This is a genomic window from Peptostreptococcus faecalis (genome assembly GCF_900240845.1).
Lineage (GTDB): Bacteria > Bacillota > Clostridia > Peptostreptococcales > Peptostreptococcaceae > Peptostreptococcus > Peptostreptococcus faecalis.
In genome coordinates, this window is record NZ_OERU01000001.1 from 397,229 (window position 1) to 414,517 (window position 17,289).

The window sequence follows — 17,289 nt, forward strand, 5'->3', positions numbered from 1 at the left end:
TCTGCACAACATAATTGCTTATTATATCACGCAACATTATTTTTATTTAATTGCTTTATTTATTCAAATATATGTACATTTTTAATGCATTCATTTTTTAAAATCATCTTGTTTTCTTTTAATATAATCATTTTTCTTTTAATATAATCATTTTTCTTTTAATATAATCATTTTTTTTAATACAGTTTTCTTTTTTAATAGATTTATTTATATTTTAATTCACTTATTTATATTTTAATACATTTATTTTTTCAAAATTCCTACTCTGCATACCATTTATATCAACATCAAACATTTTAGCATTTTTAACAAAATCAATTACTTCCTGATTTATTATTTCACCAGGTGCTATGATACAAATCCCTGGAGGATAAGGTATTACAAACTCTCCACAAACTCTATTCAAAGAATCTTTTAAATCTATCATTTCCTTGTCAGAATTAAATGCTTCATTTGGTTCAACACACTTAACCGGAATGCTAGTAGGATATTTTAACTTTATTTTTTTACTATGGTGTGACGATATTATATCTCTTTCACCCATATTTGTATTATCAAAGTCATCAAAAAAATCTATTTTTCTGCTAAACAATTTCTTTTCTAAAACATCTTTTAAAGCAGCTGCCATTTTATCAAAATCAGACTTAACATTTGCTATAGAGCAAAGCATTAAAACTCCACTGTAATTTGACATTTCAACCTGTATATTGTAGTTATATCTCAAAATTTTTGCAAAGTCGTACCCATTAAATCCTTTGTCTATTGTATTAATAAATATCTTAGTTGGATCGTCCATTATTGAAATATCATATGCTTTTGCGTTCCTTCTAAATACATATATACTATTTAACAGTCTTTCCATCAAAAATGTTCCATATTTTTCATAAATATCAAAGCTTATTTCCAAACTCATCATCATAAGATATGAAGGGCTGGATGTTTCAAGCATTGACAATAACCTTTTTAATCTATTTCTATCAACTGACTCTTTCTTTGCCAGAAGGATAGATGTCTGAGTAAAAGAGGGAAGAGTTTTGTGTATGCTTTGTATCACTAAATCAGCTCTTAATTCTACTGATGATTTAGGAAATTTGTCACTCAATCCAAAGTGTGCTCCATGCGCTTCATCCACTATTACTAGCATATTATGTTCATGTGCTTTTTCTATGATTTTTTCTATATCCATGCACATACCATAGTAAGTAGGTCTTGTCAAAAATACAGCTTTAGCATCTCTATTTTCCTCTATTTTAGCTATGTACTCGTCTTCATATGACCCCATGAAAATACTATTCTTATAATCAATTCTTTCATTTACAAAAATCGGATGTATATCGCCTATTACACATGCATTATATGCGGATTGATGACAACCTCTATTTATAATCAGTTTATCGTTTGGTCTGCAACACGACAATATAGAAGCTATAATACCGCACGTACTTCCATTGACTATATAATGTAAATCTATCTCTTCACAATTTTTCTCTGATAGTAATATTCTTTTTGCATTTTTTTCTGACTCTAATATTACTCCCTTTGGATCATGCAAGTTATCTGTTCCTATGATTTCAGTTGTATCTAGTTTATAAAATTGTTCAATTTTGTCACTGTAACCTAATTCTTCGTATATCTTTCCATATTTATGACCCGGCATATGAAACGATACAATCTCAGAATCATATATATCTTTTAATCTATCATATATAGGTGTACTCATTTTTTACCTCACATATTTGTTTATGAATATTTTTAATACCTCTGTATTATTTGTCTTCATTATTTATAAATATATTTATATACTTTTCATAGTGTATTTTAAAAATAGCTCTATAGTATTTATATATTTAGTATTTATATATTTTTCGTAATTATTTATCTACGTTATTCTTAGTAAATTTAAAAATATATTTATATTATTTATCTACGCTGCTTATTACATATTATCAGAGAGTATACATGTCTAATTATATCATATTTCTCCATGTCTTTTTATAAGCTTTTTATTTTTAAAATAGATCTCTATTTTGTATATAATATTTATTTTTATGAATATTTTTGACTTTTTATATAAACAAAAAAAAGACTCTAGCTAAATGCTAGAGCCTATCACGTGGCTATGTCCTATTCTCCCAGACAGCTTCCCATCAAGTACCTTCGGCGCTAAAGAGCTTAACTTCTGTGTTCGGAATGGGAACAGGTGTATCCTCTTTGCTGTAATAACCACATATTAAATTGAAAGTTTTGTACTCTCAAAACTGAATATATTAGTGTATTTTTATTGGTCAAGTCCTCGATCTATTAGTATCAGTAAGCTACATACATTGCTGCACTTACACCTCTGACCTATCAACCAGGTAGTCTTCCTGGGATCTTAACCTTACGGTGGGAAATCTTATCTTGAAGTGGGCTTCGCGCTTAGATGCTTTCAGCGCTTATCCTTTCCATACATAGCTACCCAGCCATGCCCTTGGCAGAACAACTGGTACACCAGAGGTATGTCCATCCCGGTCCTCTCGTACTAAGGACAGATCTCCTCAAATTTCCTACGCCTGCGACGGATAGGGACCGAACTGTCTCACGACGTTCTGAACCCAGCTCGCGTACCACTTTAATGGGCGAACAGCCCAACCCTTGGGACCAACTACAGCCCCAGGATGTGATGAGCCGACATCGAGGTGCCAAACCTCCCCGTCGATGTGGACTCTTGGGGGAGATAAGCCTGTTATCCCCAGGGTAGCTTTTATCCGTTGAGCGATGGCCCTTCCATTCAGAACCACCGGATCACTAAGTCCGTATTTCTACCTTGCTCGACCTGTATGTCTTGCAATCAAGCTCCCTTTTGCCTTTACACTCTACGTACGATTTCCGACCGTACTGAGGGAACCTTTGAGCGCCTCCGTTACCTTTTGGGAGGCGACCGCCCCAGTCAAACTGCCCACCAGACAGTGTCCCAAGACCAGATTCATGGCCTATGGTTAGAGTCCCAATACTACAAGGGTGGTATCCCAAGGATGACTCCATCAAAACTGACGCCCTGATTTCGTAGTCTCCCACCTATCCTGTACATGTAGTATCGAGACCCAATGTCAAGCTACAGTAAAGCTCCATGGGGTCTTTCCGTCCTGTCGCAGGTACCCGGCATCTTCACCGGGATTACAATTTCACCGAGTCTATTGTTGAGACAGCGTCCAAATCGTTACGCCTTTCGTGCGGGTCGGAACTTACCCGACAAGGAATTTCGCTACCTTAGGACCGTTATAGTTACGGCCGCCGTTTACTGGGGCTTAAGATCACTGCTTCGATTACTCTAACAGATCCCCTTAACCTTCCAGCACCGGGCAGGCGTCAGCTCCTATACATCGTCTTTCGACTTAGCAGAAACCTATGTTTTTGATAAACAGTCGCTTGGACCAATTCTCTGCGGCCCCATTTCTGGGGCACCCCTTATCCCTAAGTTACGGGGTCATTTTGCCGAGTTCCTTAACAATAGTTCTCTCGCGGGCCTTAGGATACTCTCCTCACCCACCTGTGTCGGTTTGCGGTACGGGTACCTTTAATCTCGATAGAGACTTTTCTCGACAGTGTGAAATCAGCTGCTTCGCTACTTAGTTTCGCTCCCCATCGTATCCCAGCCTTAGTAGCTAGACGGATTTGCCTGTCTAGCCAGCCTCAATACTTAGACACACATAACCAACAGTGTGCTCAGCTTATCCTACTGTGTCATCCCATCTCTCAAACGATTATCGGTAGTACAGGAATATCAACCTGTTGTCCATCGCCTACGCCTTTCGGCCTGAGCTTAGGTCCCGACTAACCCAGGGAGGACGAACCTTCCCCTGGAAACCTTGGGTTTACGGCCTGAAGGATTCTCACCTTCATCTCGCTACTCATGCCAACATTCTCTCTCCCATACTGTCCACGACTCCTTACGGTATCGCTTCAACCTGCATGGGAAGCTCCCCTACCCATCACTATGTGATGCCGTAGCTTCGGTAGTATGTTTTAGCCCCGGAAATTTTCGGCGCAAGATCACTCGACCAGTGAGCTATTACGCACTCTTTAAATGAATGGCTGCTTCTAAGCCAACATCCTGGTTGTCTGTGCAATCTCACATCCTTTACCACTTAACATACATTTAGGGACCTTAGCTGACGGTCTGGGCTGTTTCCCTTTCGACTATGAACCTTATCACCCATAGTCTGACTCCTGAATAAAAGATAATGGCATTCGGAGTTTGATAGTCTTCGGTAAGTGCAATACCCCCTAGGACATTCAGTGCTCTACCTCCACATCTCTACATTCAAGGCTAGCCCTAAAGCTATTTCGGGGAGAACCAGCTATCTCCGAGCTCGATTGGAATTTCACCGCTACCCACAAGTCATCCCCGCACTTTTCAACGTACGTGGGTTCGGACCTCCACGAAATTTTACTTTCGCTTCATCCTGCTCATGGGTAGGTCGCCCGGTTTCGGGTCTACGTCATGTGACTAATTCGCCCAGTTAAGACTCGCTTTCGCTTCGGCTACACACCTGAAGTGCTTAACCTTGCCACATAACGTAACTCGTTGGCCCGTTCTACAAAAAGTACGCGGTCACGCGAATAATGCGCTCCCACAGCTTGTAAGTGTAGGGTTTCAGGTTCTATTTCACTCCCCTCCCGGGGTTCTTTTCACCATTCCCTCACGGTACTGTTCGCTATCGGTCACTAGGTAGTATTTAGCCTTGGGAGATGGTCCTCCCTGCTTCCCACAAGGTTTCACGTGTCTCGTGGTACTCTGGATCATATCAAGAGCTTTCTTGGCTTTGTATACGGGACTATTACCCTCTATGGTTGAACTTTCCAGCTCTATTCTACTCGCAATATCTTCTCCTTAAGATATGTCCGCAACCCCGAACCAGTAAACTGATTCGGTTTGGGCTCTTCCGAGTTCGCTCGCCGCTACTATCGGAATCGAATTTCTTTCTCTTCCTTCAGGTACTTAGATGTTTCAGTTCCCTGAGTTCCCCTCCATACACTATGTATTCATGTATGGATACTTGGACATTACTCCAAGTGAGTTTCCTCATTCAGAAATCTCCGGATCAAAGTGTATGTGCCACTCCCCGAAGCTTATCGCAGCTTATCACGTCTTTCATCGGCTCCTAGTGCCAAGGCATCCGCCCTACACCCTTAATAACTTGACCTCGTTATTAATTTGAGTTTTAATAGTGTCTTTCGACAATATTAATAGCTAATTTGTTTTTATGAGTTGTCTCTCAGATTTTTATGAGTTTACTCTCGTGTTTTAGTGAGTTGTCTCTCATTCTCGATTGTATTAATCTATATAATTGATTATCCAATGGACAATCAATCGATGTCTTTAATATCACTAATATATTCAGTTTTCAAAGTACAAAGTTGAAAGTTAAATGAACTCTCAAAATTAAACAGCAGGTAATTTTCCTTAGAAAGGAGGTGATCCAGCCGCACCTTCCGATACGGCTACCTTGTTACGACTTCACCCCAGTTATCGACTCCACCTTCGACGACTTCCTCCTTGCGGTTAGACAATCGGCTTCGGGTGTTTCCGACTTCCGTGGTGTGACGGGCGGTGTGTACAAGACCCGGGAACGCATTCACCGCAGCATTCTGATCTGCGATTACTAGTAACTCCAGCTTCATGTAGGCGAGTTTCAGCCTACAATCCGAACTGAGAGTAGCTTTAAGGGATTAGCTCCACCTCACGGTTTGGCAACCCTCTGTACTACCCATTGTAGCACGTGTGTAGCCCTAAGCATAAGGGGCATGATGATTTGACGTCATCCCCACCTTCCTCCAGGTTATCCCTGGCAGTCTCTCTAGAGTGCCCAACTGAATGCTGGCAACTAAAGACAAGGGTTGCGCTCGTTGCGGGACTTAACCCAACATCTCACGACACGAGCTGACGACAACCATGCACCACCTGTCACCTCAGCCCCGAAGGGAAGGTGTGATTAAACACCGGTCCGAGGGATGTCAAGCTTAGGTAAGGTTCTTCGCGTTGCTTCGAATTAAACCACATGCTCCGCTACTTGTGCGGGTCCCCGTCAATTCCTTTGAGTTTCACACTTGCGTGCGTACTCCCCAGGCGGAGTACTTAATGCGTTAGCTGCGGCACCGAGGGGGGTAACCCCCGACACCTAGTACTCATCGTTTACGGCGTGGACTACCAGGGTATCTAATCCTGTTTGCTACCCACGCTTTCGTGCCTCAGTGTCAGTTACAGTCCAGAAAGCCGCCTTCGCTACTGATGTTCCTCCCAATATCTACGCATTTCACCGCTACACTGGGAATTCCACTTTCCTCTCCTGCACTCAAGTTTTCCAGTTTCAGCGGCTAACTACGGTTGAGCCGTAGCCTTTAACCGCTGACTTGAAAAACCACCTACGCACCCTTTACGCCCAGTAAATCCGGATAACGCTAGCCCCCTACGTATTACCGCGGCTGCTGGCACGTAGTTAGCCGGGGCTTCCTCACAGGGTACCGTCATTATCTTCCCCTGCAACAGAACTTTACGACCCGAAGGCCTTCATCGTTCACGCGGCGTTGCTGCATCAGGCTTGCGCCCATTGTGCAATATTCCCCACTGCTGCCTCCCGTAGGAGTTTGGACCGTGTCTCAGTTCCAATGTGGCCGATCACCCTCTCAGGTCGGCTACTGATCGTCGCCTTGGTAAGCCGTTACCTTACCAACTAGCTAATCAGACGCGGATCCATCCTATACCGCTAACACTTTGATGATTCCTTGATGCCAAGGTATCATGTTATCATGTATTAGTAAACTTTTCAGTATGTTATCCATGTGTATAGGGTAGGTTACCCACGCGTTACTCACCCGTCCGCCGCTTGCGCATAGAAGTAAACTTCTAATTGCTCGCTCGACTTGCATGTGTTAGGCACGCCGCCAGCGTTCATCCTGAGCCAGGATCAAACTCTCTTTAAAAAATTTGTCCGCTCAGATCTATCTAGTATTATCTCGAAATATCTGGCTTGGTTTGTTGTTTGTGGTTTAAACCTTTATGGTTTAAACGATTAATCAATTGTTTATAAAAACAANAGCCAGGATCAAACTCTCTTTAAAAAATTTGTCCGCTCAGATCTATCTAGTATTATCTCGAAATATCTGGCTTGGTTTGTTGTTTGTGGTTTAAACCTTTATGGTTTAAACGATTAATCAATTGTTTTGAAAACAATATGAATTAACCTGCTGTTTAATTTTCAAAGTTCATTTTGTTTACCTGTCGTTTTTGACGACTAGATAATAATAACATCTTTAATTTCTTTTGTCAATAACTTTTTAAAAACTTTTTTAAGTTTGTTTTGAGTTATTTTTGTTTTGCCTCTTGTTGAGGACAAGTAATACTATACTCTCTTTTTTTATTAAAGTCAATACTTTTTTTATATTTTTTTCAAAAAATATATAAGAGACCGTAAACCTTCTAATAATACAGTCTCTTACATTTATTATTTTTATTTATATGTAAATATTACACATACTATTTAATATTTATAAATTAATATATACAGATTAATTTATCCAATAATATGGCACTTAATATTTACAATAACTCGTTATAAAATTATATGATTTATGTAATTACGCTTTTATTCCAAGTTCTGCGTATTTACTTGCTATTCTAACAACAAGCTTTGCACCTGCTTCAAGTGCCTCTACACTTACCATTTCATTTCTACCATGGAAGTTTATTCCACCAGCAAATAAGTTAGGGCAAGGTAATCCCATAAATGATAGTCTGGCTCCGTCAGTGCCTCCTCTAATAGGTATTACTTGAGGATCTACACCAATTTCTTTCATTGAATCCACAGCAATATCCACTATAAACATTTCTTTTTCTACTATTTCTCTCATATTATAGTAGTTATCTTTTATTTCTACTGATATTCTTCCATCATGTTTATCTGAAAGCTCTTTTATTTTCTTTTCAAAAAACTCTTTTCTTTCATTAAATATTTTCATATCATGGTCACGGATTATGTATCTCATCACTGTCTGTTCAGCGTTACCTTCCATTTCATTTAAATGATAAAATCCTTCGTAACCTTCTGTAGTCTCTGGCCTTTCTGATTTTGGAAATGCTTCCATTACATCGGCTGCCATATATATAGAATTTATCATTTTATTCTTTGCAGAACCTGGATGTACGTTTCTTCCTTCTATTGTAACTACAGCTGCTGCTGCGTTAAAGTTTTCATACTGTAATTCACCCATTTCTCCGCCATCTAAAGTATATGCATATTTTGCTCCAAACTTCTCAACATCGAAGAAATCTGCGCCTCTTCCTATTTCTTCATCCGGAGTAAATCCTATCATTATATCTCCGTGTTTTATTTCATGGTGATTTTTTAAATATTCAATACCTGTCATTATTTCAGCTATCCCTGCTTTGTCATCAGCTCCTAAAAGCGTATTCCCATCTGTTACTATTACAGTTTGACCCTTGAATCTTTCTATTTCAGGATAGTCTTTTAATGTTGTGACAATTCCTTTTTCTTCATTTAGTATTATATCTTTACCATCATAATTTTCAATGATTCTAGGTTTCACATCTTTTCCAGTTATATCAGGGCTAGTATCCATATGCGCTACAAAACCTATAGGTGCTATACCTTCTGTATTAGCCGGCAACTTTGCCATAATATAACATTTTTCATCTAGCGAAATATCTTCTAATCCCATTTCTTTCAACTCTTCTACAATAACTTTTGCTAGGTCGAATTGCTTCTCTGTAGAAGGACAGCTTTCTGAATACGGATCAGATTCCGTATCAATAGAAACATAATTTAAAAATCTTGATAAAACCTTTTCTTTCATAATACCCTCCTGTTTTTGCTATTTAAAGTCAACTTATAAATATATAGTTATACAGCGTTCAATATTATTATATCACTAATATGTTCTACATTTTAGTCATTTTATAAAATATTTTAAGAATTTTGCACTTTCAATTCTTATTTTTATGTTATAATAATTTGTATCGGTATGCGCCTATAGCTCAACGGATAGAGCTGCAGACTTCGGATCTGTGAGTTGTGGGTTCGAATCCTACTAGGCGCGTTTATTATTTTTAGAGGTGAAATTATGTACGTTATTTTTAGAGATGACATGATATCTAGTGATGATATTATTAAAAAAATAAATAGTGAAACACTATTTAAAGTAGAAACTAATCTTACAAAAGCAACTAAAAGAGAAGACGTGATGAGTTTTAAACTGTCTATTCCTGTTGATTCTATAGGAGCTAAAGATGAATTTTATTGGGAAAACAACGATTCTGTGGAAATGTATTTTAAATCTGCAGAAGAATTGACAAAAGATATTCTTAAATTTTTTCCAAAATATACAATTCAAGCTTCTCGTGCATATAAATGGGATGAAATTGAAAATAAAATACTCTTAGTTGTAGTTATATCAAATATAGACTTGAAATTGAAAAAATTAGAACTTGATATTTTAAAAAGAATGATGAAACAGGTAGATTGATTTTTTTAAGTCAATATTACTTTAATCTACAAATAAAAACGGATGATTGCGCCAGTTGGCGTTCTCATCCGTTTTTTTATATCTATTATATTTTATTAATATTTATTACATAAAAATCATCATTTCCTATATTTACTAATGATATTAATATAAATATTAATCCATTTCAATTTGATCAAGAGCCATCATCTTAGTTAATTTATTTCTGATTAACAATAAGATTACACCGAATACTATAACTATTATAGCTATATATTTAAATACTGCTCCATAACCCATGTTTTCTGTAAAACCGGCAACTTTACCAGATATTATACTAGCAAAGAAGAAGCATAAGTACCAAGCTCCCATTGCAAGAGAAGCGTATTTAGCTGGTGCAAGTTTGTTAAACATCGCCATTCCTATAGGTGATAAGAATAGTTCTCCTATAGTTAATATGATATATGCAATAAGAAGGAATCCTAGACCCATTTTTGCACTACCATCTTCAACACCACCAAGACCTGCTATTCCAATTATTAGAATTACGAATGAAGTACCAGTTAGTATCATTCCTAGACCCATTTTCATTGGTATACTCAAATCTCCATACTTTGATCTTTCTAGTCTAACCCATAATCCACCTAAAAGTGGAGCTAATATAACACATAAAATTCCATTAAATGATATCAACCAAGGTACTGGGATTGTAAATCCAAAAACATTTCTATTTACTAACGTATCTGCAAGTAATGTTACTGATGTTTGTGTTTGAAAATATGCTGCGAAGAAAAGTGTTACGAAACCAAACACTATAGCCATTGCCAACATTCTGTTTTTTTCTAACTTTGTAAGCTTAGGTCCTTTTTCAGTTCCTTTTTTCTCTTTTTCTACTTGTAATGCAGGCTTCTTACCAATATCTTTAAGCCACTTTGGAGCTAGGTATAAAAATAAGAAAAATGTTATGAACATTACTATAGAAGACATTAAAAACGCTTGCTTATAACCATAAGATGCTATCGTTCCGTCTGCATTAATCTTTGCAAACCAAGAATCTGTCATAAGTCCAGCAACAATTGGTCCCATTAAGCTTCCTAAATTTACAGCCATATAGAATATACTATAAGCGGCATCTTTTTTTGATAATTCCTTTTTAGAGTATAACTCTCCTACCAAAGCACTTACGTTTCCTTTAAAGAAACCACCACTTATTATCATAACTGCTAGACCAATCCAAAGTCCAGTAAGAGTAGATCCTAATAAGAATATTGTTAAATATCCTACTGCTGCCAAAAATGCACCTAATAAAATGGCCTTTTGAAGTCCCAGATATCTATCTGATAACCAGCCTCCTATTAATGGTGTCATATACCCTAAACCTGAGTAAAGACCCATGATACCTGTTGCTTCTTTTATTCCTAATCCCAACCCATTTTTACTTGCTGATGCAGTTAAGAAAAGTACCATAAAAGATATTACAGCGTATCCAGCATAACTTTGAAGTGCAATTGAAATATTTAGCAATTTTAAGCCATCTGGATGTTTAATTTTTGTAGCTTTTGTACTAGAACTCATTATAACCCTCCCTAAAACCGTTTTTTTCAGTACTTTTATTAAGCACTGCTCAAGGTTATTATATAATTATATATGTTTTTTTGCAATGTCTAATTCTTTTTATTTTTCTTTAAATTCAATAAAAAGTTTATTCAATAAAGCTAGGACCCTTTTTATTGCTTATTTAAACAATATTGTTATTTTTTTGAGAATCTTTATTTTTTAATTTATCATAAAACCTTATTTTTTTCTTTAGTATATTCAAATAAAAAAAGATAGCATGAATTATTTCATGCTATCTTTTAAATAAATGTATTTTTATTCAAAATTATTTTATTTAAATTTTAAAAATTATTCATTATATAATATATTTTCTTCTGTTTCAACGTCAAAGAAGTGTACTCTGTTCATGTCTAATGCAAGAGTCATTTCTTGATTTCTTTCAACATCAGTTTTTCCATCAAACTTTGCTATAATTTCTTTTCCAAAAAAGTCCAGATAAACTATTATTTCAGATCCCATAAGTTCTCTAATAACAACTTTTGACTCAAACTTACTTTCTGGGGACATATCGATAAAGACTCTTTCTCTATGTATATCTTCAGGTCTAACCCCCATAACTATCTTTTTACCAGTATATCCTTTTTCAATCAAGTAAGCAGCCTTACCCTTTGGTATCAAAAATTCTACTTCTTTTCCATCAACTTTTGCGAATGTATCTTCTCCAACTGTTTTTAACTCTACATCTATAAAGTTCATCTGTGGACTCCCAATAAAACTTGCCACAAACTTATTGACTGGATTTTCATAGAAAGCTTTTGGCTTGTCGATTTGTTGAACTTCACCATGGTTCATTACAACTATTCTATCTCCCATTGTCATTGCTTCTACTTGATCATGAGTAACATATATAAATGTAGCATCTAATTTCTTATGAAGTTTTGATATTTCAGCTCTCATCTCTGTTCTTAGCTTTGCATCCAAATTAGATAATGGCTCATCCATTAAAAATACCTTTGGGTTTCTAACAATTGCTCTTCCAAGAGCAACTCTCTGTCTTTGACCTCCTGATAATGCTTTTGGTTTCCTATCTAATAAATTTTCAAGTTGAAGTATTTTGGCAACTTCCCTCACCTTTTTGTCTATCTCACTTTTACTTACTTTTCTAAGCTTTAGTGCAAACGACATATTATCGTATACTGTCATATGAGGATATAATGCATAGTTCTGGAAAACCATAGCTATATCTCTATCCTTTGGTTCTACATCATTTACTACCTTATCACCTATGCTCAGTGTCCCACTAGTAACATCTTCCAATCCTGCTATCATTCTAAGTGTAGTAGATTTACCACATCCAGATGGCCCTACCAAAACTATAAATTCTTTATCTTCTATATCTATATTTACATTTTTAACTGCATTAAATCCATTATCGTATGACTTTGACACGTCTTTTAATTGAACTCTTGCCATTTCTATCACCTCTTCATTATTTTTTACGCTCGTATATTTACACTATACTTTAGTACTCTACATACATTGAGGTACTATTTATTATCTAGTATTGCTATTATATCTAAGCTTAATTCTCTTGTACTCTCTAATCTTAAATCTGCATCTACATTTATACCTATGCTTCTCATGTTACAAGATCTCATAGCTTCTACACCCGCATCTGCATCTTCAATTCCTATTACATCATCAATATTGAGATTTATTCCTCTTGTAGCTTCTATAAAAATATCTGGAGCTGGCTTTCCATTTTTTACAGCATCAGGATCTGCTATATAATCTATCTTTTTACCTAGTCCTAATTTTTCTAAAATCATAGGTGCATTTTTAGATGCAGAAGCCAATCCTATTTTTATGTTTTTTTCTTTCAATTTATTAATAAAATCCTCTATTCCAGGCAAAATATCCTTTTTATCTAGATTTTTTAAAAGTTTTTTATATTCTTCATTTTTTATATCAGCCATCTCATGCATCTCTTCTTCTGAATAAATATGTATGGCATTTCCATATTCTAATATTAACTTTAGAGATTCTATTCTCGGTATACCTTTTAATTTTTCATTAAATTCCTCTGTTAACTCTATTCCCATTTTTGAGGCAAGATTGTTCCATGCAATATAATGAAATTTTGCAGTATCGGTTATTACCCCATCTAAATCAAAGATAACTCCTTTTATCATGCTTTTACTCCCTGTATAACTCTCTATTTTAGTAGTTTTTTAAAATTATAGCCTCATATGGTTTTAATTTTATAGTATTTTCATACTTATTATATTCATCATAGTTTGATAATACTAAAGTATATTGATCTAATTTGAATTCATTTCCTATTTCAAATTCTATCTCTTCTTCATAGAAATTAGCTACAACTAGAAGACTCTTTTCATCTAATCTTCTTTCATAAGCAAATATAGATTTATTATCTTTGTCTATAAGGTTAAAGTCTGCTTCTGTTATCAAGTCATCAGTATGTCTTAGTTCTATCAATTTTTTATAATGATAAAATACAGAGTTCTTATCTTTTAAAGCCTCTTCAACATTAATTTCATCGTATCTAGGATTTACCTTCAACCAAGGTGTACCTTCTGTAAATCCTGCGTGTTCCTTTGAATTCCACTGCATTGGTGTTCTAGCATTATCTCTAGATATCGTATGTACAGCCTTCATAAATTCATCTTTAGTTAGTTTCTTTCTATCTAATACTAAATCTTTATATGCATTTCTTATTTCAATATCTTGATATTCATCTATTTCATAATACGCATTTACCATTCCTATTTCTTCGCCTTGGTATACATATGGAGTTCCTTGCATCATATGAAGTATAGTTCCAAACATCTTTGCACTCTCTACTCTATATTCTCTATCATTACCCCATCTAGATACCACTCTGGCTTGGTCATGGTTTTCAAAGTATAGTGAATTCCACCCTTTTTTGTGTAATCCTTTTTGCCATAGATTTAAAGTTTCTTTCAATTCAACTAAGTCCAATTTTTCTAAGTCCCATTTTCCAATGCTGCTACCTTTTTTTGCATCTAAATCCATATGGTCAAATGTAAATATCATGTTCAATTCATCTCTGTCTTTATCACAGAATAAAAGTGCATTTTCAGGAGTAGATCCAGGTGCTTCCCCCACTGTCATGCAATCGTATTTTGATAATACTTCATTGTTCATTTCTTTTAAATATTCATGTAATCTTGGCCCGTTAGTATGGTAATCTCCAATATAATTTTCATCCGGAGATACTTCTTCATAATTAGGAAAATCTGTGTATTTAGATATAGAGCTAATTACATCCATTCTCCATCCGTCTACACCTTTGTCCATCCAAAATTTCATAATGTCATATATTTCTTTTCTTACCTTTGGATTTTCCCAGTTTAAATCTGGCTGTTTTTTTGAAAATAAGTGTAAATAATATTGTTCTGTTTTTTCATCAAATTCCCAAGCTGTTCCACTAAAATATGATCCCCAGTTGTTCTTTTCATCTTTCCAGAAATAATAGTCTCTATATGGGCTATCCTTTGATTTTTTACTTTCTTTAAACCATATGTGCTCATCGCTTGTATGATTAGGTACTAAATCCATAACTATTTTAATACCTCTATTATGAGCCTCTTCAATCAGCTCATACATATCTTCATTTGTGCCAAATGTATCCCATATCTTTCTGTAATCACTAATATCATAGCCATTATCATCCTGTGGTGACTCATATACAGGACTAAGCCAAATAACATCTATTCCTAGTTCTTTTAAATAATCTAATTTACTTGTAACACCTTTTATATCTCCTATCCCGTCGCTATTTGTATCACAGAAACTTCTAGGATATATCTGATATATTACGGATTTTTTCCACCATTCCATATTATTCCTCTTTCCGCTATATAAGCTATTTCAATTTAATTTTCAGTTCTTTATCTAATTTAAAGCATTTGTCATATATTTTTATTTCAATTGGATTACCAGTTCTCAACTTTATAATAACTTCTTCTGCTGTTGTTTCGAGATTTATCAACCTATCTCTGTAATTAATATTAAAGCTGTATCCTTCCCAACCATCAGGAACTAATGGAGAGAATGACAATTCTTCATTAAACGTCCTCATACCTGCAAAACCTTGAACTATTGACAACCAACTTCCAGACATACTCGTGATATGAAGTCCATCATCTGTATCGTGATTATAGTTATCCAAATCTAATCTAGATGTTCTTTCATACATATCTACTGCCTTTTTATCCAGGCCTATTTCACAAGCTAATATAGAATGTATACACGCTGATAAACTAGATTCATGAACTGTCATAGGTTCATAAAACTCATAGTTCTTCTTTTTTTGCTCTAAAGTATACTTGTCATTAAAAAAATATATACCCTGTAGAACATCTGCTTGTTTTATAAAGCAAGATCTAAGTATCTTATCCCATGACCAATGTTTATTTAGAGGCCTTTCAGACTCATCTAATTTCGATACAGACATCAACTCTTTATCTAAAAAAGTATCGTGCTGCACAAATACATCTAACTCTTCGTCATATGGGTAATACATATTATCTGTAATATCTTTCCACTTGTCTATTTCATTCTTATCTATATCTAACTCCAATAGTTTTTTATCCAAACCTTGTCTCTTTATTTTCTCAATCATTTCAATAGTAAAATCTATTGTCCATGCGGCTACAGTATTCGTATACCAATTATTATTTACATTATTTTCATATTCATTAGGACCTGTAACACCGTGCATCATATAGCATTTTTTCCTTTTATTGTAGTGAACTCTATCAGCCCAAAATCTACTAATCCCTACCAATACATCTATACCATAACTATACACGTACTCATAATCTCCGGTATAATTTGCATAATTGTATATTGCATATGCAATAGCTCCATTTCTATGAATTTCTTCAAATGTTATTTCCCATTCATTATGGCATTCTACTCCTGTAAAGGTAACCATAGGATAAAGAGCACCTTTTAAACCTTGCATTTGAGCATTGTGATAAGCCTCTTTTAGTTGATTATATCTATACATCAAAAGGTTTCTACTTACTTCTTGAGGTGCTACTGAAAGATACATTGGTACCATATATGCTTCTGTATCCCAATAAGTAGCTCCACCGTATTTTTCTCCAGTGAATCCCTTTGGACCAATATTCAGCCTCATATCTTCTCCATAATAAGTCGAAAATAGTTGGAATATATTGTATCTAATTCCCTGCTGAAGCTTCTTATTATTCTTTATTACAACATCTGCAATATCCCATCTTTCAAACCATTTAATCGAATGTTCTTTTGCTAAAGACTCATATCCTTTATAACTCGCTTTTTCAGATAATGTTTTTGCTTTCTCTACAAGTTCTTCTTCCTTATAATCCCTTGATGTAGTAACTGCTATAATTTTTTCTACTCTAGCAGTTTCTCCTTTTTTAATTGATTTTTTTAAATTACAAGCAATGTATGATTCATCTTCTATAGGCATTAATTTTTCACCTTCAAAGTTGATATTCATATAATTACATATTGAAAACTGTTCTACTCCAAAGTCATTTTGAACTGTCTTTGACTGTATATATCCGCTTTTTTCATCTACATTTTTTGATTTTATATCCCAAAATTTTTCATTGTAATTAGAGTCCTCATTTTTAACATTTGCATCTATATATGGTACAAATTCAACTATACAGTCAGTATCTACTGAATGGACCTCATAATTAATTGCACAAATTTCCTTTTGGGCTATACTTACAAATCTACTTACTTTTATTTCAAATCTATTATTGTTTCTCTTTATTGTAAAGTTTCTATGTAAAATACCTTCTCTCATATCTAATTCACGATAAAAAGATTCTATTTCTTCCTTATTTAAATCTATCTCTATTCCGTCTATTTTCACTCTTAATCCTATGAAATTAGGCGAGTTTATCATCTTTCCGAAGTAATTTGGGTATCCATTTTTCCACCATCCTACACGAGTTTTATCTGGAAACCAAACTCCTCCAATATAAGTACCTTGAAGGGAATCACCTGTATATTTTTCTTCAAAATTCCCTCTCATACCCATGTATTCATTACCAATAGACATTAAGCTTTCAGAAAGTCTAAATTCATCTTTATTTAAACTTTTTTCTATAATTTTAAATTCATTGTACTCGAATCCCATACTACCTCCGTATTTTTACTTGGCCGGCAAAGCCGACCAAATAT

At 35.1% G+C, this 17,289-nt stretch carries 8 protein-coding genes, 1 tRNA gene and 3 rRNA genes; 2 read left to right on the forward strand and 10 right to left on the reverse strand.

Going from position 1 to position 17,289, the window contains the following annotated elements; genetic code table 11:
• Positions 1 to 223: 223 nt before the first annotated feature.
• The 5 genes from C0982_RS01945 to pepT form a co-directional block, all read right to left on the reverse strand.
• Positions 224 to 1,720, reverse strand: a complete 1,497-nt coding sequence (locus C0982_RS01945) for an aminotransferase class I/II-fold pyridoxal phosphate-dependent enzyme (protein WP_101772563.1) — start codon at positions 1,718 to 1,720, stop codon at positions 224 to 226.
• A gap of 391 nt (positions 1,721 to 2,111) precedes the next feature.
• Positions 2,112 to 2,228 (reverse strand): 5S ribosomal RNA (rrf, locus tag C0982_RS01950).
• Positions 2,229 to 2,281: 53 nt separating this feature from the next.
• Positions 2,282 to 5,186: ribosomal RNA gene (locus C0982_RS01955) — 23S ribosomal RNA — on the reverse strand.
• Between the two features lie 264 nt (positions 5,187 to 5,450).
• Positions 5,451 to 6,963: ribosomal RNA gene (locus C0982_RS01960) — 16S ribosomal RNA — on the reverse strand.
• Together the 16S, 23S and 5S rRNA genes form the textbook arrangement of a ribosomal RNA operon.
• 654 nt (positions 6,964 to 7,617) lie before the next feature.
• Positions 7,618 to 8,853 carry a peptidase T gene (gene pepT, locus C0982_RS01965; protein ID WP_101772564.1) on the reverse strand — a complete coding sequence of 412 codons (1,236 nt, stop codon included), beginning with the start codon at positions 8,851 to 8,853 and terminating at the stop codon, positions 7,618 to 7,620.
• Between the two features lie 170 nt (positions 8,854 to 9,023).
• On the opposite strand from pepT, the gene C0982_RS01970 reads away from it, so the two are divergent.
• Positions 9,024 to 9,096 (forward strand) — tRNA-Arg (locus C0982_RS01970).
• 24 nt (positions 9,097 to 9,120) lie between these two features.
• Positions 9,121 to 9,522, forward strand: coding sequence for a hypothetical protein (locus C0982_RS01975; RefSeq protein ID WP_101772565.1), 402 nt, complete (start codon positions 9,121 to 9,123; stop codon positions 9,520 to 9,522).
• 156 nt (positions 9,523 to 9,678) lie between these two features.
• Here C0982_RS01975 and C0982_RS01980 read toward each other — a convergent pair whose 3' ends face one another.
• The 5 genes from C0982_RS01980 to C0982_RS02000 all read right to left on the reverse strand — a co-directional run bounded on the left by C0982_RS01980 (position 9,679) and on the right by C0982_RS02000 (position 17,245).
• Positions 9,679 to 11,076, reverse strand: a complete 1,398-nt coding sequence (locus C0982_RS01980) for a peptide MFS transporter (protein ID WP_101772566.1) — start codon at positions 11,074 to 11,076, stop codon at positions 9,679 to 9,681.
• Positions 11,077 to 11,406: 330 nt separating this feature from the next.
• Positions 11,407 to 12,531: an ABC transporter ATP-binding protein gene (locus C0982_RS01985; RefSeq protein WP_101772567.1), complete on the reverse strand. Its 1,125-nt coding sequence runs from the start codon at positions 12,529 to 12,531 to the stop codon at positions 11,407 to 11,409.
• 74 nt (positions 12,532 to 12,605) lie between these two features.
• A complete protein-coding gene (pgmB, locus tag C0982_RS01990; protein ID WP_101772568.1) occupies positions 12,606 to 13,250 on the reverse strand; it encodes a beta-phosphoglucomutase in 645 nt (214 codons plus the stop codon).
• Between the two features lie 28 nt (positions 13,251 to 13,278).
• On the reverse strand, positions 13,279 to 14,943 hold the full coding sequence (locus C0982_RS01995) for an alpha-glucosidase (RefSeq protein ID WP_101772569.1): 1,665 nt from the start codon (positions 14,941 to 14,943) through the stop codon (positions 13,279 to 13,281).
• 25 nt (positions 14,944 to 14,968) lie between these two features.
• Positions 14,969 to 17,245 carry a glycoside hydrolase family 65 protein gene (locus C0982_RS02000; RefSeq protein WP_101772570.1) on the reverse strand — a complete coding sequence of 759 codons (2,277 nt, stop codon included), beginning with the start codon at positions 17,243 to 17,245 and terminating at the stop codon, positions 14,969 to 14,971.
• Between the last annotated feature and the right edge of the window lie 44 nt (positions 17,246 to 17,289).